Source organism: Sinomonas sp. (assembly GCF_036848755.1).
In the GTDB taxonomy this organism is placed as follows: domain Bacteria; phylum Actinomycetota; class Actinomycetes; order Actinomycetales; family Micrococcaceae; genus Sinomonas.
In genome coordinates this window covers 14,625-35,565 of record NZ_DAIUJO010000035.1, presented here as the reverse complement: position 1 = coordinate 35,565, position 20,941 = coordinate 14,625, and the positions used below count along the sequence as shown (strand labels likewise).

20 protein-coding genes and 1 tRNA gene are annotated in these 20,941 nt (G+C 67.4%); 7 read left to right on the top strand and 14 right to left on the bottom strand.

Annotation, left to right across the window (positions count from 1 at the left end; genetic code table 11):
• The first annotated feature begins 120 nt into the window (after positions 1-120).
• Positions 121-194, top strand: a tRNA-Gly gene (locus tag V7053_RS07820).
• A gap of 151 nt (positions 195-345) precedes the next feature.
• Complete coding sequence (locus tag V7053_RS07815) at positions 346-1,272, top strand: PrsW family intramembrane metalloprotease (RefSeq protein ID WP_334171709.1); 927 nt, start codon at positions 346-348, stop codon at positions 1,270-1,272.
• A gap of 63 nt (positions 1,273-1,335) precedes the next feature.
• On the opposite strand, the gene V7053_RS07810 is transcribed toward V7053_RS07815, so the two are convergent.
• The 6 genes from V7053_RS07810 to V7053_RS07785 are packed head-to-tail and all read right to left on the bottom strand — an operon-like array spanning position 1,336 to position 6,693.
• The gene (locus tag V7053_RS07810) at positions 1,336-2,097 is read right to left on the bottom strand and encodes an SDR family NAD(P)-dependent oxidoreductase (RefSeq protein ID WP_334171708.1); all 762 of its coding nucleotides are present in this window, start codon (positions 2,095-2,097) and stop codon (positions 1,336-1,338) included.
• Positions 2,081-2,956, bottom strand: coding sequence for a fumarylacetoacetate hydrolase family protein (locus tag V7053_RS07805; protein ID WP_334171707.1), 876 nt, complete (start codon positions 2,954-2,956; stop codon positions 2,081-2,083). Before V7053_RS07805 ends, V7053_RS07810 begins: the two co-directional genes overlap by 17 nt.
• Positions 2,953-3,972, bottom strand: coding sequence for an aldo/keto reductase (locus tag V7053_RS07800; RefSeq protein ID WP_334171706.1), 1,020 nt, complete (start codon positions 3,970-3,972; stop codon positions 2,953-2,955). Before V7053_RS07800 ends, V7053_RS07805 begins: the two co-directional genes overlap by 4 nt.
• Entirely contained in the window at positions 3,972-4,847 is an 876-nt protein-coding gene (locus V7053_RS07795; protein WP_334171705.1) for an amidohydrolase family protein, read from the bottom strand. The genes V7053_RS07800 and V7053_RS07795 overlap by 1 nt, the downstream gene beginning before the upstream one ends.
• The gene (locus tag V7053_RS07790; protein WP_334171704.1) at positions 4,844-5,272 is read right to left on the bottom strand and encodes an RbsD/FucU domain-containing protein; all 429 of its coding nucleotides are present in this window, start codon (positions 5,270-5,272) and stop codon (positions 4,844-4,846) included. The genes V7053_RS07795 and V7053_RS07790 overlap by 4 nt, the downstream gene beginning before the upstream one ends.
• Positions 5,269-6,693 (bottom strand): L-fuconate dehydratase, encoded by a 1,425-nt coding sequence (locus V7053_RS07785; protein WP_443022593.1) that lies wholly within the window; start codon positions 6,691-6,693, stop codon positions 5,269-5,271. The genes V7053_RS07790 and V7053_RS07785 overlap by 4 nt, the downstream gene beginning before the upstream one ends.
• A gap of 119 nt (positions 6,694-6,812) precedes the next feature.
• Between V7053_RS07785 and V7053_RS07780 the strand changes: the two genes are divergently transcribed.
• The 5 genes from V7053_RS07780 to V7053_RS07760 all read left to right on the top strand — a co-directional run bounded on the left by V7053_RS07780 (position 6,813) and on the right by V7053_RS07760 (position 12,274).
• Entirely contained in the window at positions 6,813-7,544 is a 732-nt protein-coding gene (locus tag V7053_RS07780) for a FadR/GntR family transcriptional regulator (RefSeq protein WP_334171703.1), read from the top strand.
• A gap of 190 nt (positions 7,545-7,734) precedes the next feature.
• Positions 7,735-8,985: an ABC transporter substrate-binding protein gene (locus tag V7053_RS07775; protein WP_334171702.1), complete on the top strand. Its 1,251-nt coding sequence runs from the start codon at positions 7,735-7,737 to the stop codon at positions 8,983-8,985.
• A 63-nt stretch (positions 8,986-9,048) separates the two neighbouring features.
• Positions 9,049-9,969, top strand: a complete 921-nt coding sequence (locus V7053_RS07770) for a carbohydrate ABC transporter permease (RefSeq protein WP_334171701.1) — start codon at positions 9,049-9,051, stop codon at positions 9,967-9,969.
• The gene (locus tag V7053_RS07765) at positions 9,959-10,870 is read left to right on the top strand and encodes a carbohydrate ABC transporter permease (RefSeq protein ID WP_334171700.1); all 912 of its coding nucleotides are present in this window, start codon (positions 9,959-9,961) and stop codon (positions 10,868-10,870) included. The genes V7053_RS07770 and V7053_RS07765 overlap by 11 nt, the downstream gene beginning before the upstream one ends.
• Before the next feature lie 69 nt (positions 10,871-10,939).
• The gene (locus tag V7053_RS07760) at positions 10,940-12,274 is read left to right on the top strand and encodes an alpha-L-fucosidase (protein WP_334171699.1); all 1,335 of its coding nucleotides are present in this window, start codon (positions 10,940-10,942) and stop codon (positions 12,272-12,274) included.
• 289 nt (positions 12,275-12,563) lie between these two features.
• On the opposite strand, the gene V7053_RS07755 is transcribed toward V7053_RS07760, so the two are convergent.
• The 8 genes from V7053_RS07755 to V7053_RS07720 all read right to left on the bottom strand — a co-directional run bounded on the left by V7053_RS07755 (position 12,564) and on the right by V7053_RS07720 (position 20,877).
• A complete protein-coding gene (locus V7053_RS07755) occupies positions 12,564-13,568 on the bottom strand; it encodes a sugar phosphate isomerase/epimerase family protein (protein WP_334171698.1) in 1,005 nt (334 codons plus the stop codon).
• 25 nt (positions 13,569-13,593) lie between these two features.
• Positions 13,594-13,860 carry a putative quinol monooxygenase gene (locus V7053_RS07750; protein ID WP_334171697.1) on the bottom strand — a complete coding sequence of 89 codons (267 nt, stop codon included), beginning with the start codon at positions 13,858-13,860 and terminating at the stop codon, positions 13,594-13,596.
• Between the two features lie 135 nt (positions 13,861-13,995).
• A complete protein-coding gene (locus V7053_RS07745) occupies positions 13,996-15,177 on the bottom strand; it encodes a Gfo/Idh/MocA family protein (RefSeq protein WP_334171696.1) in 1,182 nt (393 codons plus the stop codon).
• Positions 15,178-15,202: 25 nt separating this feature from the next.
• Positions 15,203-16,024 (bottom strand): sugar phosphate isomerase/epimerase family protein, encoded by an 822-nt coding sequence (locus V7053_RS07740; RefSeq protein ID WP_334171695.1) that lies wholly within the window; start codon positions 16,022-16,024, stop codon positions 15,203-15,205.
• 14 nt (positions 16,025-16,038) lie between these two features.
• A complete protein-coding gene (locus V7053_RS07735) occupies positions 16,039-17,160 on the bottom strand; it encodes a Gfo/Idh/MocA family protein (RefSeq protein ID WP_334171694.1) in 1,122 nt (373 codons plus the stop codon).
• A 2-nt stretch (positions 17,161-17,162) separates the two neighbouring features.
• On the bottom strand, positions 17,163-18,149 hold the full coding sequence (locus V7053_RS07730; protein ID WP_334171693.1) for an ABC transporter permease: 987 nt from the start codon (positions 18,147-18,149) through the stop codon (positions 17,163-17,165).
• Between the two features lies 1 nt (position 18,150).
• On the bottom strand, positions 18,151-19,656 hold the full coding sequence (locus tag V7053_RS07725; RefSeq protein WP_334171692.1) for a sugar ABC transporter ATP-binding protein: 1,506 nt from the start codon (positions 19,654-19,656) through the stop codon (positions 18,151-18,153).
• 63 nt (positions 19,657-19,719) lie between these two features.
• On the bottom strand, positions 19,720-20,877 hold the full coding sequence (locus V7053_RS07720; protein WP_334171691.1) for a substrate-binding domain-containing protein: 1,158 nt from the start codon (positions 20,875-20,877) through the stop codon (positions 19,720-19,722).
• Between the last annotated feature and the right edge of the window lie 64 nt (positions 20,878-20,941).

The following is a 20,941-nucleotide window of genomic DNA, read 5'->3' as shown; positions in this document are numbered from 1 at the left end:
CCGCAACGGCCACACCGGCGCCGACCCCATCATCGCCAACCGACCACTCCGCGGGGAGTGATTTCCGTGCACGGAGCACTCCACCCGGTGTTGTAAGCTGGTTGGAGCCCTCCGGGCCACGCGGCCGTAGCTCAATGGCAGAGCGCACGCTTCCCAAGCCTGATACGCGGGTTCGATTCCCGTCGGCCGCTCCACGTGTCCGCAGAACAGGCCCCTTCAGCCCTTGGCTGGGGGCCTGTTCTGTTGCTGGGGGCCTGTTCTGTTGCGGTGGGGCTCCGCCTTGTGGCGTGGGGCTGTTCAGGCGCCGCCGTTTCGGCGACGGGCCGCCGGGGTAGTGCCGCTTTCGTGGACGCACACTACTATCCCGCCGCACGCACCCATCGCCACGGCTGGTGGTGGAAGGCCCTCCTCGTCGGGCTCGCCCTCTGGATCGCCACGATCTTCGTCACGGCGTCTACGCTCAACTCGAACCTCATCCCCACCCTCATCCTGCTCGGCAGCTTCCTCGTGCCGTTCAGCGTGGTCCTGTTCGCCGTCGAACGCGTCACCGGGAATCTGGCCCCGATCCACGTCTTCCTCGCCTTCTTCGCTGGCGGCGTCGTCGGCGTCCTGGCGGCGTCTCTGCTCGAGGCCGACCTGCACGTCACCACGTGGATCTATCTGCGCGTGGGGCTCATCGAGGAAGCGGTCAAGGCGCTCGTCCTGCTCGTCGTCGGCCGCTCCGTGGTGCCCAAGACGGCGCGGCAAGGAGCCCTCCTCGGCGCCTCCGTCGGCGCGGGGTTCGCGGCGTTCGAATCGGCGGGCTACGCGTTCAATGCCGCCGTCACGGCCCAGGGCATCGACCTCGCGTCCATGCTGCAGACGGAGGCCATGCGATCCATCCTCACGCCGGTCTGCCATGTGCTGTGGACCGCGCTCCTCGGGGCAGTGATCTTCGGCGCGACAGGGCGGGCCGCGAAGTACCGGCTGACGGGGCGGGTCATTGGCGCGTTCATCGCGGTCGTCATCCTGCACGCCCTCTGGGACTCGATGGGCGGCCTCGCGGCGCTGATCGCCGTCGTCGTCACGGGAAACGCCGTGCCGGCGCTCCAATATGGCTTCCTGCGGCCCGGAACTTCCGCGGAAGTCTCATCGCTCTCGTCGGTGTTCTACTTCGCAGGAATCGTCATCATCTCGGCAGCGGGGCTGGCGGGCCTGCGCCTCGCACTCCGCGGCCGTAAGGATTCCGCGCCCAGACTGCCTCACGGCCCCTATCCTGGCCCGCCCCTCTGACCGAACTCGCCGAACGCGGTCATCCCTAGAGGTTCTCGCCGCATCGCTCTCCGCTGTTCGGGCCTACTGTCCGGAAGCGGGCCGCAGGCGTAGGCCGTTCATGCCGCCGTCGACAGCTAGGGACACCCCGGTGGTGGAGCCGTTGAGGGGGCTGGCGAGGTAGGCGATTGCGGCGGCGACCTCCTGGGCGGAGACGAGCCGTCCGTGCGGTTGGCGGGCGTTGAGGGCAGCCCGCTCCGCGGCCGGGTCGGGCGCCTTGTCCAGCAGACGGCTGACCCACGGTGTATCGGCCGTGCCTGGGCTGACGCAGTTCACCCGGATGCCTTCTCGGATATGGTCTGCTGCCATGGCCAGCGTCAGCGAATAGACCGCGCCCTTGCTCGCTGAGTAGAGCGCGCGTTGCGGGAGGCCCGCCGTGGCCGCGATGGAGGAGGTGTTGACGATCGCCGCACGGTCGGACTTCCTCAGGTGCGGCAGCGCGGCGCGCGACACTCGGACGATGCCGAGGACGTTCACCTCCAGCACCCGCCGCCATTCGTCGTCGTCGTTGTCCTCGACGGTGCCCTGGGCACCGATGCCCGCGTTGTTCACCACGATGTCGAGGCCGCCCAATTCCCGGGCAGCCTCGTCGACGGCGGCTTCGACCGAGGCGGTGTCCGAGACGTCGCACGCGATCCTGATAGCCCCTGCCGGAGCCGAGGCGGGAGCGAGGTCGAGCACGGCAACCGCGCATCCCCGCTCCATGAGGTAGGACGTGGTCGCGGCGCCTATTCCCGAAGCCCCGCCCGTCACGATGGCCCTCAGGCCGTCAAACTCTGCTGCCAATTCGGTCTTCCTTTCGTGCTCGCCGGGCGTAGTCCTGCCGCTGCCTGCCGAGTCCGTCGATCTCGAGTTCGACGACGTCCCCGTCCTTGAGGTAAGGGAATCGGCCGGAGAGCGCCACGCCCTCGGGGGTGCCGGTGAGGATGAGGTCCCCGGGCTCGAGTTCCATGTACTGGCTGAGGTCGTAGACGAGCTCGTTCACGCCGAAGATCATGTCGGCGGTCGAGGAGTCCTGGCGTGGTTCGCCGTTCACCCAGCTGCGGAGCCGGAGCCCGGACGGCTCGACCTCTTCGGGAGTCACGAGGACGGGGCCCAGCGGGAGGTAGCCCTTGACGCATTTGCCCTTGCTCCACTGGCCGCCCGATTCCTCGAGCTGATAGGTCCGCTCGGAGAGGTCGTTGGCCGTGACGTAGCCGGCTATGTGCTCGCCCGCGTCTTCGGGTGAGGAGAGGTAGGCGGCGGCCCTGCCGATGACGACGCCGAGCTCGACCTCCCAGTCCGTCTTCTCTGAGTTCTCCGGGATGGTGACGGTGTCGAACGGTCCAGCGACCGTGTTCGGCGTCTTGAAGAACACGATCGGCCGTGCCGGTGGGGCCGATCCGGATTCCGCGGCGTGGGCCGCATAGTTCTGCCCGATGCACACCACCGCACCGGGGCGCGCGATGGGCGGCCCCACCCGGATCCCGTCGAGGCCGACTTCGGAGAGTGTTCCTTCGGCGAGGGCCTCGGCGGCCTTCTGGGGCCCGTCGGCCCAGAACGCGCCGTCCAGATCCTGGGTGAGGGGGCTCAGCGAGTACGCGCGGCCGTCGTGAAGGACGACCGGCTGCTCGCTGCCCGGTTCGCCGATCCGCATGAACCTCATCGGGCTGCTCCTTCCCTGCTGGGGGACTCCGTGGCGGCTGGCCCGGGGACCGTGTCGATCAGTCCGCGTTCCTCCAGTTCGTCCCAGAGGGACTGCGGGACCTCCTGGGCGCCCAGTGCCGTGTTCCGTTCCGCTTGGGCGGCGGTGCGCATGCCGACGACGACGCTCGTGACGAGGGGTTCACGGAAGGAGAACGCCAGGGCCGCGGCGGGAAGGCTCGTGCCGTGCCGTTCGCAGATGTCGGCGAGCAGGTTGGCCCGCTCGAGGAGTTCAGCGGGCGCGGGTGCGTAGTTGTACGTCGCGCCGGGGGCCGGCCTGTCCTTGGAGAGGAGCCCGGAGTTGAAGACCCCGACGTTGACGACGCCGACTCCGCGCTCGGCGCACGCGGGCAGGAGGTCTTCCCTGGCCCCTTGCTCCAGGAGGGTGTAGCGGCCGGCGAGCATGACGACGTCCACGTCGGTGGCGGTCACGAACCGGTGCAGCATCTCCGACTGGTTCATCCCCGCCCCGTAGGCCCCGATGACGCCTTCGTCGCGCAGCTGGGACAGGGCCGGGACAGCGCCGTCGAGGGCCTCGGCCCAGTAGTCGTCCGGGTCGTGGATGTAGACGATGTCGATGCGGTCGGTCCCCAGGCGTGCCAGGCTCTCCTCGATCGAGCGCAGGACCCCGTCGCGGGAGTAGTCCCGCACCCGTACGAGGCCGTCGTCGACGTCGAATCCCTCGGTGTCCCGGCCTCCGGGGCTCGGGTTGGGGCGCAGGAGCCTGCCGACCTTGGTCGAGAGGACGTAGTCGCCGCGGGGCGCCCCGCGCAGGGCTTCGCCGATCCGCCGCTCGGACAGCCCGAGCCCGTAGTGGGGGGCGGTGTCGAAGTAGCGGATGCCGTGCTCCCACGCGGCCTGGACTGCGCCGATGGCATCCGCGTCGCTGACCTCGCGGTACAGGTTGCCGATGGGCGCGCCCCCGAACCCGAGGGTTGTCAGGGCGAGAGAGGTGCCTGGGATGGTGCGTTTCTGCATCAATCGGTCCTTCCATGCGGGAGGTCGGGTTCGAATCCATAGAAGCGGGCCGCCGTCCGGGCTGCGACGCCTGTCATTTCCTCTGCGCTGGCTCCTGCGAGGGCTTGACCGAGGACGAGGTCCACCCACCCCATATATTGCCCGTCTGTCTGGGCTGACACCGGCCAGTCGCTGCCCAGCATGCAGCGGGAGGCTCCGAAGAGGGAAAGGGTCTCGTGGAGGTAGGGCAGGGCCTGTTCGGCCAGCGGACGCCCGGGGGCGGCTTCGGGGGCGGCTCCGGAGAGTTTGACCGAGACGTTCTCGAGCGCCGCCAGGCGCCGCATCCCATCACGCCACTCGGCGAAAGGACCCTCGGCGAGGGGCGGCTTGCCCATATGGTCCAGCACGATCGGCAGCTCCGGCAGGCGCCGGGCGAATCTGGTGAGCGACCCGAGCTGATGCCAGCGGATGCACGCGTCGAATACCAGCCCGGCCTCGGCGACCGCCCGAGCTCCGGCGATCGTGGATTCGGCGGCGATGAACAACGTGTCGCTGTCCTGCAGCAGGTGACGGACGCCCTTGACCGACGGGCGCCTCGCAAGATCCTCAAGGTGCGGCCTGAGGGCGTCGCCGAGTTGCAACGGCGCGAAGGCGACGACGGCCGACAGTTCGGGCCACGTGTGCGCGAGGACCCAGTCGACTTCCGCGATCCCCTGCTGGGGCGCGCAGTCGGCTTGGACGAACACGGCCCCGACTCGCTGTCCCCTGGCGAGCGGGAGGTCCTCAGGAAGGAACTTGCGCTTCAGGTCCGGAATCGCGTCGAGCCAGGGGTAGTCGAGGCAGGCGGGATCCCACAGATGGAGGTGGGCGTCGACGAACTGGGGGGTTCCACTCACTGGGCCGCCTCGGTGCGCACCCCGATGGTGAGCAGGAGATTCGCGTACTGCCGCACGTCCCCGCTGGCGATCACGACCGCGACGTCCGGCTGGCGGGCTGCCTCGTAGAAGGCGAAGCGCTCGTGCATGGTGAAGGGCACGCCCGGTCCGAGGACGTCCTCGTAGCCCCGGGCGGCCTCGGATGTGGATCCGTCCGCCGTGGCCATCACGGCGGCGGCCTCGATGGGCACGGCCTCGACGAGCACTTCGAGGATCTGGTCCACCGTGAGCAGCCCGGGCCGCAGGTTCAGCGGGACGCGCACGGCCGAGGCGGCCGCTCCGGTGTTGTGCGGATAGTTCCCGTCTGCGATCAGGATCTGGGTCCCGTGCCCGGACTCGGCGAGGGCGCGGAGGAGGACAGGGTGGGTGAGGGAGTAGCTGATCACACGAGCTCCTCTTCGGCGCTGCGGGCGAAGGCGACCTCGTCGTGCCCGCTCTGCTGGGCCCGGCGGGAGAGCTCCCGCCGCCCGAGGTGAGTGGAAGCCCAGTACCCGCCTGACGGGAAGGAGTACTCCGCCAGCGTCTCTTCCCGGATCTCGGCGGAGTAGCCGGGGCTGGCGGGGAGGACGTAGGCGCCGTCCCTCACGGTGCACGGGTCCACGAAGTGCTCGTGCAGGTGGTCCACGAACTCGGTCACCCGGCCCGTCAGATCCCCGGAGACGGCCACGAAGTCGAAGATCGAGAGGTGCTGGACGAGCTCGCAGAGCCCGACGCCGCCGGCGTGCGGGCAGACCGGGACACCGAATTTCGCGGCCATGAGCTGTACCGCGAGGACCTCGTTCACGCTCGCCAGCCGGCATGCGTCCAGCTGGCAGTAGTCGATCGCGCCGGCCTGGAAGAGCTGCTTGAACAGCACCCGGTTCATGCCGTGCTCACCCGTGGCCACCCCGACCGGGCGGACGGCCTCGCGGATGGCGGCATGGCCGAGGACGTCGTCGGGACTCGTCGGCTCCTCGATCCACAGCGGATCGAACTCGGCGAGCTTCCTCACCCACTCGATGGCCTCCGGGACGTCCCAGACCTGGTTCGCATCGATCATGAGATCGGCGTCAGGTCCGATCACCTCGCGGGCGATCGCCAGGCGCCGGAGGTCGTCCTCGAGGCTCGCGCCGACCTTGAGCTTGATGTGGCGGTATCCCTGGTCCACGGCCTCCTGGCAGAGGCGACGGAGCTTCTCGTCCGAGTAGCCCAGCCACCCGGCCGAGGTCGTGTAGCACGGGTACCCAGAGGCCTCCAACAGCGCGATCCTCTCCTCGCGGCCCGGCTCGAGCCCGCGCAGGATGGCCAGGGCCTCCTCGGAGGTCAGCGCGTCGGAGAGGTAGCTCAGGTCGGCGGCGTCGACGAGCTCTTCCGGGGTCATCTCGGCAAGGAGCCGCCACAGCGGCAGGCGCTCCCGGCGCGCGGCGAGGTCCCAGAGCGCGTTCATCACTGCGCCGAGCGCAAGGTGCTCGACTCCTTTGTCGGGGCCGAGCCAGCGCAGCTGCGAATCCTTCTTCAGACGGCGGTAGACGCTCCCCAGCTCGTTGCGGAGGGACCCGACCTCGATCCCTACCAGGGGACGCGCACGCAGTTCCATCGCTGCCGCGCAGATGTCGTTCCCCCGCCCGATCGTGAAGGTGAACCCACAGCCATAGAGCTGGGGATCGTCGGTCTCGAGGATGATGTAGGCAGCAGAGTAGTCGGCGTCCTGGTTCATGGCATCCGAGCCGTCCGCTGTGAGCGATGTCGGGAAGCGCAGGTCGTAGACGCGAAAGCCGGTGATGCGGGGCACAGCATCCCTCCAGAAGGAAATAGGGACTGAAGTCATCAGATGTTTATAGGGCTCCTGTGGGACAATATCGAATAAACTCGATCTTTCCAAGAGAAAGATCAGATGAACTGTCCCGGTTGCACTCTGACCATTTCGCGAACAGGAAGGCCCCACCCGTGTCTGTCCCAACCATGTCCCAGACGGATGTTGTGATCTCCGGGATCAAGACCATGCTCACCTCCCGTCGACTGGCCCCCGGAGACCGCCTGCCGGTCGAGAAGGACCTGGCCGCAGAGCTGGGGGTGTCGCGCGGCTCTCTTCGGGAAGGGGTGCGCGCGCTGTCGAACATGGGCATCCTCGAGACGCGCCAAGGGGCGGGGACCTTCGTCACGATGCTGGAGCCGGCCGCCCTCCTTTCCGCCATGGAGTTCTGGGTCGGCCTGCAGGACGGCGAACGCGCACTCCAAGTGCACGTCGTCCGCCGGGCCCTCGAGACCGAGGCCGCTGGCGCTGCCGCCACGCGGATCTCCGACGAACAGGTACGGGAGGCAGCCAGGATCCTCGACGGGGCCAACGAAGCCATCCGCTCCTCGCCGACCGACCACGAATCGGCAATGCGGTGCGACATCGAGTTCCACCGGCTCATCGCCCAGGCCTCAGGCAATAACGTGCTCTCCGCACTCATCGAGACCGTCTCCGCCAGGACTATCCGCGGACGCATGTGGCGATCCACCCATGACTACGAGGGGCTCATGGAGACGCACCGCGAGCATCTGGCCATCCTCGAAGCGCTCCGGCAACGAGAGCCGGAGAGGGCAAGGGTCCGCATGGCCAACCACCTGTACGCAGTGGAGGAGTACGTCGGAAGCCTCTCGGAGATCAACCCCACCGAATCATCTGATGGATGAGGTGGGGATGGGCGAGATTACCGCTCAATCCTCCTTGATCAGACACTAAACATCGGATGTATCCCTTGACGGATGGGATGGGAACGGGCAAAGCTGGGACGACACAGAGTGGTCCAGCTCACGATGAGTGTTCTCGCGAAGCAGCGAAATGGGACTCCTCCTCACCGCCCGGAACGAAAGGACTTCCGCCGTGCCGTCCACCCGCACACTCGGCCGCATTGCCGCGGCCCTGGCAGTCACCGCCCTCGGCGCAGCCGCTCTCACAGCCTGCGGCGGCGACTCTGGGAGCGGCGGGAACCAGGCCGCCGCATCTTCGATGTACACCTGGATCTCGAACGAGAACGACCGAGCCCAGTGGCAGGCCTTCATCGACGCCGCCAAGAAGACGGACCCGAGCTTCAATCTGACCCTTGAGGGTCCGAGCTTCCAGGACTACTGGACGAAGGTGAAGACGAGGCTTTCGAGCGCAAATGCGCCCTGCATCATCACCACCCAGGCAGCCCGCACCCAGGAGCTCAAGGACCTGCTGACCCCCTTGGACGACCTGGCCAAGAAGAACAACGTCGATATTTCGCAGTACAACAAGGCGATGATCGACGGCATGACGGTCGACGGCCAACTCCGAGCCCTCCCCTATGACGCCGAACCCCTCGTCCTGTACTACAACAAGGACCTCTTCACCGCGGCTGGGCTGAAGCAGCCGGGTACCGACTACACCACCAGCCAATTCGTGTCCGACGCCAAGGCGCTGACCAAGGGCGGGGTCAACGGTCTCGCGGTTCCCCCGGGGTTCGGAGCGGGCCCCGGCCTTGCCCTCGGCTTCGCCAACGGGAGCGCGCCTGTGAAGGATGGCAATCTCGACCTCACAAACCCGGGCCTCGTGAAGAGCCAGCAGTTCGCCTTCGATCTTTCGGCGAAGGACAAGGTCGCCCAGGCACCGCAGGCCTCTGACGCGAGCGACGTCGCGGAACAGGCGTTCATGAGCGGGCAGGCGGCCATGATCATGGACGGCCCCTGGGTCTACGACATGCTCACCACCAAGACCAAGGGCAAGGTCGGAATAGCGGTCATCCCCTCGGACTCGGGCCAGAGCATCGGCATGATCCAAGGCTCGGGCTTCGGCATCTCGGCCTCCTGCCCGGACAAGGATGCCGCGTTCAAGAACATCATGAAGATCACCACCCCGGAAGTCATCGGAGCCGTCGGGGCCTCCCGGGGCACCGTTCCGGCGATCGAATCCTCGGTCAAAGACTGGGCGGGGACCAAGCCGGCCTCGGATGTCAACGTCGTCCAAGCCCTCCTGAAGACCGGGCGGCCGCTTATCACGACCCCCAACTGGAACCAGGTGGAGACCCTCTTCACGCAGTACTCCGGTGAAGGCTTCCGGGGGACGCAGACCGCCCAGCAGATCTTCTCCACCATCACGAACTCTGCCCAGTAACCCTGACGGCGGGCTCTCGCGGTGATACGAGAGCCCGCCGCCCCGTCTTGGAAGAGGTCAAGGATGACTGCTCTCCCCTCAGCCGCCCCCGCCGCACCTCGCAGGCTTTCGCCCGCCAGAGGACAGGGCCGCCTAGCGGCTGTGTACCTCGCGCCGGGGATGCTCGGCTTCCTGATCTTCATCGTGGTACCGCTGGTCGCCTCGTTCGTGATCAGCCTCTACGACTGGCCGCTCTTCGGAACCCCGAAGTTCGTCGGGATCGAGAACTACTCCCGGCTCTTCACGGCCGACCGAGTGTTCTGGACGGTGCTGGGCAACACCCTGCTCTTCGCGGGCGTGTACACGGCCCTCAACCTCCTGCTCGCCCTGGGCCTGTCGAGCTGGCTGCACAACGTCGGCCGCTGGGGCCCGTTCTTCCGGGTCGTGTTCTTCGTCCCGGTGGTGACGCCCATGGTCGCCAACGCCCTGGTGTGGCGGCTGATGCTCGCAGACAACGGGGTCATCAACACCCTGCTCCACGGGTTCGGGATCCATGGCCCCTCCTGGCTCAGTGACCCAAGACTCGCCATGGGCTCGATCATTGCCATGTCGATCTGGCAGGGCGTGGGCTACAACATCATCGTCTTGGGAGCCGCATTGAACGCGATCTCGCCCCAGCTCCTCGAGGCCGCCAAGATCGACGGAGCCGGAGCATGGAAGCGGTTCTACGGTGTCGTTCTGCCCATGCTCTCGCCCGCACTGTTCTTCTGCACAGTCATGACGGTGATCGGCGCCTTCAAGGTCTTCACCCAGCCGTATCTGCTGACGCTGGGAGGGCCGGGAGATTCCACCAAGACCATCGTCCTGCACCTCTACCAGAACGCCTTCTCCTTCGACAAGCTCGGCTATGCCTCGGCACTGGCATGGGTGCTCTTCGTCATCGTCATGCTCGTCACCGCACTCCAGTTCTCCCAGCAGAAGAGGTTGGTGAACTATGACAGCTGAAACCATTGAACGTCCCGCCGCCGGAGCAGCCACTCGGCCCCGGCGGACTCGCTCCCTTTCGCCCATTGCGAGGAGGCGGAGGCGCCGATGGGGCGGGGCCATCAGCAGGACGCTGCTCGCGATCGTCGGGCTCCTCTTCTTCTTCCCCTTCATCTGGATGTTCGCCACGTCGCTGAAGCCGACATCGCAGGTCTTCTCGACCGGTGCAAGTCTGTGGGGGTCCAGCATCCAGTGGTCCAACTACTCCACGGCCTGGACCGCCATCCCGTTTGCCCGCATCATCGCCAACAGCTTCATCGTCTCCACCTGCGGCGCCCTGCTCACGACCGTGGTGTCCCTGCTGTCCGCCTACGCCTTCGCCCGTCTCAAGTTCCGGTTCAGGGAACACCTCTTCCTGCTCTTCCTCGGCACGCTCGTCCTGCCGCAGGAAGTCCTGGTGATCCCCCTCTACGTGATGATGAACAAGCTCGGTCTCGTGAATTCACTGCTGGCACTCATCGTCCCGTTCGCCTTCGGCGCCTTCGGCGCCTTCCTCATCCGCCAGTTCCTGCTCACGCTGCCCGTCGAATTCGAAGAAGCCGCACGCATCGACGGCGCCGGATCGGTCCGCATCCTCTGGAGCGTCATCCTGCCTCTGGTGCGCGCACCCCTCGCCGTCGTGGCCGTCTTCAGCTTCATCGACTACTGGAGCAGCTTCCTCTGGCCCCTGATCGTGATCAACGACGCCGGCCAGGCCACGATCCCGCTCGGCCTGTCGATGTTCTCAGGAGAACGCGGCATCGACTGGGGGCCGCTGATGGCCGCCTCCACGCTCGGGGTCATTCCCAGCCTGGCAATTGTCATCCTGCTCCAGCGCCAGCTCGTACGCGGCGTCAGCATGAGCGGATTCGGTGGCCGCTGACCCGCGGGCGCCACCCCAAACGCACCGAACGACCACCCGTCACTCATTCGAGAGAAGAGAAGAAGCATCATGACTGAGATGTCTGCTCCCGGGCAGTGGAGCGAATTCAACAGGCCGATCCCCGAGTGGTTCGAGAAGGCGCCGTTCGGCATCTTCATCCACTGGGGCGCCTACTCGGTCCCTGCATGGGCCGAGCCCATCGGAGCCCTCGGCACCATCAGCGACGACCGCTGGTTCGCCCACAACCCCTACGCCGAGTGGTACTACAACACCATCCGCATCCAAGGCAGCCCGGCCGAGCAGCACCACCGGGAGGTCCACGGCGGCCAGGACTACGACGCCTTCCTCGACGAGTGGAAGGCCGAGCAGTTCGACCCTGACGATTGGGCCCAGCTCTTCCGCAGCGCCGGGGCAGACTACGTCATCCCGACCACCAAGCACCACGATGGAATCGCACTCTGGGACGCCCCGGGCACGGGCACCCGAAATACGGTCAACAGGGGCCCCGGGCGCGACCTGATCGAGGAGATCGGCGGATCCGTCCGGAAAGCAGGGATGCGGTTCGGCGTCTACTACTCAGGCGGCCTCGATTGGCATGCGCGTCCCTTCCCACCGCACACCACCTCTGCAAGCGTCCACGGGGACCGCCCCCAGGACGCCGAGTACGCAGCCTACGCCTACGAGCACGTCCGGGACCTCGTCGACCGCTACCAGCCCGACATCCTCTGGAACGACATCAACTGGCCAGACGGCGGAAAGCACTTCGGCGATCACGGACTGGGGAGGCTCTTCCGGCACTTCTACTCGGCCAACCCGGAGGGCCTGGTCAACGATCGCTGGGGCGAGGGCACCCACCACGACTACGCTACGAGCGAGTACGAGCACATGGGCCAGAACGAGAGCGAACCCCACTGGGAGAACTGCCGCGGGATCGGCTTCTCCTTCGGGTACAACCAGGTCGAAGGACCCGAGCAGTCCCTCAGCGGGCGGGAGCTGGCTCGCCACCTCATCGATGTAGTCTCCCGTGGCGGACACTTCCTCCTGAACGTCGGTCCCAAGGCCGACGGAACGATTCCCGACATCCAGCGCCGCTCCCTGACTGAGCTTGGCCAGTGGATGGCAAAGGGGAAGGAATACCTGGTGGGAGCCCGCCCTGTGCCCCAAGGCGTGGCATCGCCTTCCGATGAGCCCTGGATTCGCTGGGTGGAGCGCCCGGAGGGCCTGGTCGCATTCGTCGACGGCGGCGAGGGGGCGGAGCTCAGAGTGCGCTCAGATCAATTCGATCTCGATGCCGCCAAGCTCTCTGCCGAGCAGGATGCAACTCTGGTGAGGACCGAGGTTGGTCTCAAGGTGAGGCTGTCCGCCGGCGCGATCGGGCCCGTGATCGTGACGATTCCGAACTGACAGACGAAGCACCTCGTGATGGTGGGGACACGTCTGGGGCCGGACCTGATCGAGCTGGGCTCAACAGGCCCAAGCCTCGTACGAGTCGTGCTTGTCGAAGGTTCTGCGGGGTCCGGCGAAAGGCTGAATGCACAGGAGTGTCCCGTCCGCGGAGACCTCTCCGACAATCCCGGCGCATACGGTCCTGCCGCCCAGGCGCAGCTCGATCTCGCAGCCGGAGAGCGTGGACCAGTCGTCGACGCGCGTCGGGATCCTTCTCGTCGCAGCTTGCATGTCCGTGTCGCCCTTGTCAGCGTTGGTTGCTGAAGGCGGCGTCGAAGGAGGCTGCGCTGGGGGCGAAGTCGAACTTCTTCAGCGCTTGGAGGGCTTCGGGGGCGCCTTGCATGCGGTCCATGCCGGCGTCCTCCCATTCGATCGAGATGGGGCCGTCGTAGCCGATCGCGGTCAGGGCGCGGAAGGCGTCCTCCCAGGGGACGTCGCCGCGGCCAGCGGAGACGAAGTCCCAGCCGCGCCGGGGGTCGCCCCAGGGGAGGTGGGAGGAGAGGATCCCGGCACGGCCGTTGCCCATGCGCATTCTGGTGTCCTTGCAGTCCACGTGGTAGATCCGGTCGGCGAAGTCGGTGATGAACGCGACCGGGTCGATGCCCTGCCACATCATGTGGGAGGGGTCCCAGTTCAGCCCGAACGCCTCGCGGTGGCCGATCGCCTCGAGTGCCCGCTGGGTGGAGACGTAGTCGTAGGCGATCTCGGAGGGGTGGACCTCGTGGGCGAAGCGGACCCCGCACTCGTCGAAGACGTCCAGGATCGGGTTCCAGCGATCGGCGAAGTCCCGGTAGCCCGCCTCGATGACCTCGGCGGGGACGGGCGGGAACATGGCCACGTACTGCCAGATCTTCGACCCGGTGAACCCGACCACGGTGTCCACGCCGAGGGCGCGGGCGAGGCGGGCGGTGTTCTTCAGCTCCTCCGCGGCGCGCTGGCGCACGCCCTCGGGGTCGCCGTCGCCCCAGACCCTGGAGCCGACGATGGCCTGGTGGCGGAAGTCGATCGGGTCGTCGCACACGGCCTGGCCCTTGAGGTGGTTCGAGATCGCCCACACCTTGAGCCCGTGCCGCTCGAGGATGCCCAGGCGCTCGTCGATGTAGGCCTGGTCGTCCCAGCGGGCGGCGTCGAGGTGCTCGCCGGAGACGGCGATCTCGAGGCCGTCGTAGCCCCACCCGGCCGCGAGCTCCGCGACCTCCTCCAGGGTCAGGTCGGCCCACTGGCCGGTGAACAGGGTGAACGGGCAGGGCATGGGTTCTCCTCGAAGGGTGGGGCTGTCAGCCCAATGGGCTAATGGGGGTGACCGTGAACGGCTCTGCGAGCAGGTCCACCGAACCGCGTACGAATTCTTTGACGTGGGCCTGCTCGTTGTGGCTGTCGAGGTCGGCGCGGCTGTCCCAGCCCTCGATGAGGACGAATCGTCCATCGACCTCAAAGACGCTGTATTCGAGGCAGCCTCGGTCCTTGCGGCTCGCATGCTGGAGCTCTTGGAGAGTGGTGCGCAGCTCGGCTCCCCGGCCTGGTTTAGGGGTAAAGACCGGCATCAACCAGGCTTCTTGCGCCTCCGGTCCTGCTGGATTGCGGTCTGCTGGGGATGAGGGGTTCATCTTTCCTCCTGCTGGCGGGAGAGGTGGGGGCGGCGTGCCCGCTGCCCCCACCACCCCCTTGGGTTGTGGGCCCTAGTCCGCGAACTCGGCCACGCGCGCTACGTCGACCCAGGCATCCTTCTCTGCCGATGCGAGGATCGCGTCGTCGATGAGGGCGGTCTGGTAGCCGTCAGCGAAGTTCGGGCTCACGCTGGTGCCCTCGGCGATGGCCTTGAAGAAGTCGTGAGCCTCGATGATCTTCGTCTCTCCGTAGCCGACGCCGAGCGCGGGGATCGGCCACAGGCCATCTCCGTACGGGTGGGCGGGCCCCGTGTAGACGGTCCGGAAGCCGCGGCGGTCGTCGCCGTCGTTGGCGAAGCACACCTGGAGCTCGTCGCGGCGCTCGTAGTTGAACACGATGCTGCCCTCGGTGCCGTGGATCTCGAACGTGATGAAGTTGTTCCGCCCCCAGCCGTTGCGGGTGGCCTCGATGGAGCCGACGGCCCCGTTGGCGAAGCGGACCATGGTCATCACCTCGTCGTCCACGTCGACCTCGCCGCGGGGCCCGCCGCCGCCGCGGACGTTGCCGAGCGCGTCTGCGCCGCCGGACTGCAGGGGCCGGTCGGGGATCCAGGTCGAGAGGATCGAGTTCACGGAGGCGAACTCGCCGACGAGGTAGCGGGCCATGTCGATGACGTGGGTTGCGATGTCCCCCAGAGCGCCGGAGCCGGCGATGGACTTCTGGAAGCGCCACGACAGCGGGGAGTTGGGGTCGGCGCTCCAGTCCTGGAGATAGGTCCCGCGGAAGTTGAGGATACGGCCGATCGCACCTTCCTCGATGTACTTCTTTGCGAGGGCGACGGCGGGCGTGCGGCGGTAGTTGAATGCCACCATGTGCACGACGCCCGCGTCTTTGACCGCGTCGTACATCGCCTTGGACTCCTCGCCGGTGCGGGCGAGGGGCTTTTCGCAGATGATGTGCTTGCCGGCCTGCGCTGCCGCGATGGCGATCTCCGCGTGGAGGTGGTTCGGCGTCGCGATGTCGACGACGTCGATGCTCGGGTCATCGATGATCCGGCGCCAGTCGGAGGTCGAGTTCTCGAAGCCGAAGCGGCGGGCCGCTTCGGCGGCGAGCTGATCATTGGCCTCCGCGATCGTGTGGCGGATGGGCATGGCCGGGGCGGGCCAGAAGAACATGGGCATCGCGGAGTAGGCGAGCGAGTGGGCCTTGCCCATGAAGCCGCCTCCGATGAGGCCGACGTTGAGGTTCTTCATGATGATGGGTTCCTTTTCGATGGGGTCAGGAGTGGAGGAGAGCGTCCAGATACTTCTTGCTGATCTCGGCAGCGGTGCGGGGGTCGCCGTCGTACTCGTCGAGCTCGACCATGAGCCAGCTGTCATAGCCGCTCTCGCGGACGGCCTGGATGATGTCCGGGAAGTCGAGCTCGCCCTGCCCGAGGGGCAGGAAGGTGAAGGGATCCTTGCGGAAGTCCTTGAGGTGGACGTGGCGGATGCGCTCGGGGTACTTGCGGATCAGGGCCGCGGGGTCGGCGCCGCCGGCCGCGAGGTGCGCGGTGTCGGGGCAGAAGCCGATCCTGGTGAGCGGCATGAGGCGCTCGAGCTCTTCCGGGCTTTCGACGATGGTCGTCAGGTGAGGATGGTAGCTGGCCGAGAGCCCGAAGCCCTCCGCGATGTCGGTGACGCGGTCGAGGGCGTCGCCGAGGCGCCGGTAGTCCTCGTCGGTCGTGCCCGCCGCGCGTCGCGCCCCGCCGCCGACGACGAGGCGTTCGGCGCCGAACGTGGCCGCCAGTTCCGCCGACCGCTGGATGCGGTGCAGCTCGTCGGGGAGGATGTCGGCGTAGATGAAGTTCGCCCCGGTGTAGACGCTCACGAGCGAGACGCCCGCCTCCTCGAGGAGACCGCGGAGCTCCTCGGGGCGGTCGGCGTACTCGGCGAGGTTGCCGTCGAACATCTCCACGCCCTCGTAGCCGGCCGATGCGATGTCATTCACGGCCCGGTCCATCGGCCCGTGCGTCATGTAGAAGAGGTCCTTGACGCTCGTCACCCCGACGGGATGGCCGACGACGCCGCCCCACGTGATGGTGCAGTATCCGAGTTTCATTGGCTGCTGGCCTTTCAGATGATGGTGGAAATCCTGTCGTGCGTGGGAACGCTGACCCACGCGCCCTCGCGTGCTGAGGCGACGAGCGCCTGCGTGAGCTGCGCCGCGCGGAGCCCATCGGCGAATGTCGGAAGCCCGTCGGGCGCATCGCCGCGCACGGCCTCGTAGACGTCGGCGACGAAGGCATTGAAGCTGTCCTGGTAGCCCTGCGGGTGGCCCGCGGGGAGCCGGGCGTACCGCCTGCCGCCCTCGGTCGCGAGGGTGTCGGGGCCGACGGCGATCCGCGAGGCGGCGTCCGTCCGGCCGACCCAGAGCGTGTCTGGCTGCTCCTGGTCGAAGCTCAGCGACGCCTCGGTGCCGTCAAAGGAGAACCAGAGCTGGTTCTTGCGGCCCGGGCTGACCTGGCTGACGACCACGGACCCCGTGGCACCTTGATCGGTCTCGAACAGCACGGCCGCGCCGTCCTCCGTGGCCACGGGGAAGGAGGCGCCGTCGCCCCCTCGCTCCGCGAACGCCTGGGATGTCGAAGCGACAAGCCGCGTGATCCGCTGACCGGTGACGAACTCCATGAGGTCGCACCAGTGGACGCCGATGTCGCCGAAGGCGCGGGAGGCGCCGCCGGCTGCCGGATCGACCCGCCAGTTCGTGGCGTCGCCGTCCGCGAGCCAGTCCTGGAGGTAGGAGCCGTGCAGGAGCCAGAGCCTTCCGGCATCACCCCTCGCCACGAGGGCGCGGGCTTCGCGGACGGCGGGGTAGAAGCGGTAGACGAACGGCACCGCCGCGACGGTTCCCTGCCGGTGGGCCAGGTCGGCGAGCTCGGCGGCGTCGTGTGCCGACGTCGCGAGGGGCTTCTCGCAGATCACGGCCTTGCCGGCCGCGATGGCCATCTTCGCGTACCGGGCGTGCGTCGCGTTGGGGGTGCAGATGTGGACGACGTCGACGTCGTCGCGCTCGATGAGAGCCTCCGGCGATGCTGCCGGGTGCAGCGCACCCAGGGCGGGGGCAGCTCGCTCGGCACCCGCCGTCGTCCGGCCGGCGACGGCGCTCACCGTCCCGCCCGCGGCCCGCACCGCGTGCGCATGGACCTCGCCCATGAAGCCCGTGCCGATGATCCCGGAGCGAAGTCTGCCGGCCACGGCTACTTCTTCCGGGCCAGGGCGACGGCCAGGATGATGATCGCGCCGCGGACGACCTGCTGCTGGCTGCTGTCGAGCCCGGCGAGGATGAGGCCGTTGTTGATCAGCCCGATCAGGAGGGAGCCGAACAGCGTGCCGATCACCGTGCCCGAGCCACCGAACAGGCTGGTGCCCCCGAGGATCACGGCGGCGATCGCCGAGAGCTCGTCACCCGTGCCCCACTGGAAGCGCCCGGACTGGAGGCGTCCGGCGTAGAGCATGCCGGCGATGCTCGCGACGATGCCGGAGATGAGCAGGACCTGGAATTTGATGCGCTTGGTGTTGATGCCGGTGAAGTCGGCCGCGGTGCGGTTGCCACCGGTGGCCAGGACCTGCCGGCCGAACTTCGTGCGGGACAGGACGACGGCGCCGATTGCCACGAAGAGCGCGGACCACAGGACCAGGCCTGGGACAGGGCCGATGTTGCCGGAGCCGAAGATGTTGTTGAAGGTGTCGTCGAGGATCGGCTGCGGCGCCGACGCCGTGACCCACTGGGCGGCGCCGACTGCGATGCCCATCATGCCCAGGGTGACGAGGAACGAGGGGATGCCCAGGAGGCTCACGAGGCCGCCGTTGATGGCACCGACGATGGCGCCCATGGCGAGGCCTGCCAGGATGCCCGGCACGAGGCCCCACTGGGAGATGGCCATCGCGGTGGCGACGCTGGAGAGGCCGGCGGTGGACCCGACGCTGAGGTCGATCTCGGCGCACGAGATGACGTACGTCATCCCGACGGCGATCACGGTGATGGTCGCGGTCTGCCGGAAGATGTTCAGCAGGTTGACCGCGGACAGGAAGCCCTGGTCGCGGAGGAGGATCGCGAAGAACGCGAAGACCACGACGAAGCCGATGTAGATGACGTAGCGACGCCAGTCGAGCTTCCTCAGCATCTCGCCGAAGTTCGGCGTCGCCGACGTCTCGATGGTGGCCGCGGGGGCTGTCTTGCTCATGTCAGACTCCCTGGACTGCGAGTTGGAGGGACTCCTCGTCGGCGATGTCGCCGCGAGGCAGGTCTTGGATGATGGAACCTTCCTTGAGGACGAGGACTCGGTCGCTCACCGCAAGGAGTTCGGGGTATTCGGAGGAAATGACGATGACCGCTTTGCCGGTGCTCGCCAGGTCCCGGATCATGTCGAGGATCTCGCTCTTCGTGCCGATGTCGACGCCGGCCGTCGGCTCGTCGAGGATGAGCACCTCAGGGTCGGTGCCCAGCCATTTGGCGATGACCACCTTCTGCTGATTGCCGCCCGAGAGGAGCCTGACGGGCCGGTTCGGGTGGGCGACCTTCACAGCGAGCTTTTCGATGAGCGACGACGAGAGCCTCTTGCCCTCGCCGACGTCCAGGAGCGGGCCGCGGCTGATGTTTCCGAGGAGCGGGAGCAGCAGGTTGTCGCGCACGGAGTGCTCCAGGACGAGGCCCTGTGCGCGCCGGTCCTCCGGGATCAGGGCGAGCCCGGCCGCGATCGCCTGCTTGGGCGAGCCGATCGTGACCTTCTTGCCCTTGATGAGGATCTCGCCGCTCGTGGCCTTGTCGATGCCGAACAGCACGCGGGCCAGTTCCGTGCGTCCGCTGCCCATGAGGCCTGCGAGTCCCAGGATTTCCCCGGGCTGCAGTGCGAACGAGACGTCCCGCACCTTGGCGCCCGAGGTGAGACCGCGCACCTCCAGCAGCGGGACGCCGTCGTGCGCCGCATGCTGGCGTTCGCGGTAGGCGAGCTGCCCCTCGATCTTCTTGCCCACGATGCCCTCGACGATCTGCTCGGGCGTCACGCTGGACAGGGGCTCCGTGAGCAGCCGGCGGCCGTCGCGCAGGATCGTGATGCGGTCCGCGATCCGGTACACCTCGTCCATGCGGTGGGAGATGTAGATGACCGAGATGCCGCGGGCCTTGAGTCGATCGATAAGCTCGAAGAGCGCCTCGGTCTCGTGCCTGGCCAGACTCGCGGTCGGCTCGTCCATGATGAGCACCGTCGCGTTCTGGGACAGGGCCTTGGCGATCTCCGTGAGCTGCCAGTACGCCGTGCCGAGGCGGGAGACCTCGGCCTTGGGGTCTACCCGCACCTCCATCTCGTCGAAGAGCTTCCTGGCTCGGCGCACGGCCTCGCGGTCGTCGATGAAGCCGCCGGCCAGCGGCTCCGAGGCGAGGAAGATGTTCTGCGCGACCGTCAGGCTCGGCACGAGGCTGAACTCCTGGAAGACCATTCCGATCCCGGCGGCCTTCGCGTCCTGGATGGAATTGATGGCGGCTGGCTTCCCGTCGATGAGGATCTCGCCGGCATCTGCCTGGTAGACGCCCTGCAGGATCTTCATGAGGGTGGACTTGCCGGCGCCGTTGCCGCCCGCCAGGGCGTGCACTTCGCCTCTGCGGACTTCGAAGTCGACCTCCTTCAGGACCGGAATCCCGTTGAAGCCCTTGGAGATGGACCGCATCTCGACGGCGTTGTCTGGGGTGTTCATGGGTTGTCCCTCCCGGGCGGGGGCATCAGGCCCCCGCCCGACTGCTTCTGCTGCTTCCGCCCGCTAGTTCTTGTACGAGCTCTGGAGGTCCGTGGGCGCGTCGGCGTGGTAGACCTGCTTCCACGCGTCGAGGACGTTGGAGTGGTCCACGGGCAGCGCGCTCAGCGCCACGTATGCGGGTTCCTTCTTGCCGAGGAGGGATCCGGCGCCAAGGAGCGCCTCCGTCACCCCTTGGTCGAACGGGCGCTGCGCTCCGAGCCCGACGACGAGCTCGTTCTTCGCGAGCGCGATCGCGACGTTCTTGCCGAGGTCCTCCGTCGCGATCTTGAGGTCTTGGCGTCCGGCCGCGCGGGCCGCCGCCATCACGCCCTCGGCCGGGACGTCCCACACCCCCCAGATGCCCGCGAGGTCCGCATGCTTGCTCAGCATCGCGTTCGCAGCGGCCTGCGCGTCGCCGGCGAAGTCTGGACCGGCGATGCCCTTCTCCTCGACGATCTGGATGCCGGGGTAGTCCTTGGTGATGGTGTCCTTGAACCCCTGGTAGCGCTGCTGGGTCACGAAGAAGTCGGCCTGGTGGAAGATGACGCCGATCTTGCCCTTGCCGCCGAGGGCCTTTGCCATCTCGTGCGCCGAGACTACCCCGTTGCCGTAGTTGTCTGCCGACACATCCGAGACATAGTCCTTCCCTGCAGTGAAGCCCTGCGGGACGTTGTCCATGAAGACGAGCTTGGTCCCGGCCTGGGCGGCCTTCCTGTACGCGGTCGCGGTCGCCACCGGGTCGGTGGGAATCGAGACGATGATGTTCGGCTTCTGGGTCATCACGGTCTCAAGGTCCGAGACCTGCTTGTCCGGCTTGAAGTCCGCGTCGGTCGTGGCGATGACCTTGATGCCGAGCTTTTCGAACTCGCTCTTCAGGCCGGCGATCTGCGCCGTCGCCCAGTCGTTGCCGCCGTAGTGCATCACGATCGCCGCCGTGGCCCCCATGGCCTTGACCTTCGCGATCTCGTCTGGCGTCAAGTCGGCTGCGGAGGCGGGAGTCGGGGTCTCGCCATTGGGCCCCTTGCTGAGGACCTGCCCGGTCACCTGCTTCAGGGCTGCTTCCGCCTTCTGGGACACGGAGGAATCCGTTCCCCCGGAGTCGCTCGTCGATGAGCTGCTGCACCCGGCAGCCGCGAGCGTGATGGCCGCGGCGGCCGCGAGGAAGGCTGTTCTGCGAATCATGGTGGTCTCCAGTCCTGTCGGGGAGGCAAAGGGTGGCGACGGCTCGGCAGGAGGTCGGTGGTCC

What these genes read in the sequence shown, in the direction of transcription:
- V7053_RS07750 (WP_334171697.1), bottom strand. Translation starts at nt 13,860, where the DNA reads ATGCCGGTCTTTACCCCTAAACCAGGCCGGGGAGCCGAGCTGCGCACC.
- V7053_RS07755 (WP_334171698.1), bottom strand. Translation starts at nt 13,568, where the DNA reads ATGCCCTGCCCGTTCACCCTGTTCACCGGCCAGTGGGCCGACCTGACC.
- V7053_RS07740 (WP_334171695.1), bottom strand. Translation starts at nt 16,024, where the DNA reads ATGAAACTCGGATACTGCACCATCACGTGGGGCGGCGTCGTCGGCCAT.
- V7053_RS07730 (WP_334171693.1), bottom strand. Translation starts at nt 18,149, where the DNA reads ATGAGCAAGACAGCCCCCGCGGCCACCATCGAGACGTCGGCGACGCCG.
- V7053_RS07800 (WP_334171706.1), bottom strand. Translation starts at nt 3,972, where the DNA reads ATGCAGAAACGCACCATCCCAGGCACCTCTCTCGCCCTGACAACCCTC.
- V7053_RS07765 (WP_334171700.1), top strand. Translation starts at nt 9,959, where the DNA reads ATGACAGCTGAAACCATTGAACGTCCCGCCGCCGGAGCAGCCACTCGG.
- V7053_RS07720 (WP_334171691.1), bottom strand. Translation starts at nt 20,877, where the DNA reads ATGATTCGCAGAACAGCCTTCCTCGCGGCCGCCGCGGCCATCACGCTC.
- V7053_RS07760 (WP_334171699.1), top strand. Translation starts at nt 10,940, where the DNA reads ATGACTGAGATGTCTGCTCCCGGGCAGTGGAGCGAATTCAACAGGCCG.
- V7053_RS07785 (WP_443022593.1), bottom strand. Translation starts at nt 6,693, where the DNA reads ATGACTTCAGTCCCTATTTCCTTCTGGAGGGATGCTGTGCCCCGCATC.
- V7053_RS07725 (WP_334171692.1), bottom strand. Translation starts at nt 19,656, where the DNA reads ATGAACACCCCAGACAACGCCGTCGAGATGCGGTCCATCTCCAAGGGC.
- V7053_RS07770 (WP_334171701.1), top strand. Translation starts at nt 9,049, where the DNA reads ATGACTGCTCTCCCCTCAGCCGCCCCCGCCGCACCTCGCAGGCTTTCG.
- V7053_RS07745 (WP_334171696.1), bottom strand. Translation starts at nt 15,177, where the DNA reads ATGAAGAACCTCAACGTCGGCCTCATCGGAGGCGGCTTCATGGGCAAG.
- V7053_RS07805 (WP_334171707.1), bottom strand. Translation starts at nt 2,956, where the DNA reads ATGAGGTTCATGCGGATCGGCGAACCGGGCAGCGAGCAGCCGGTCGTC.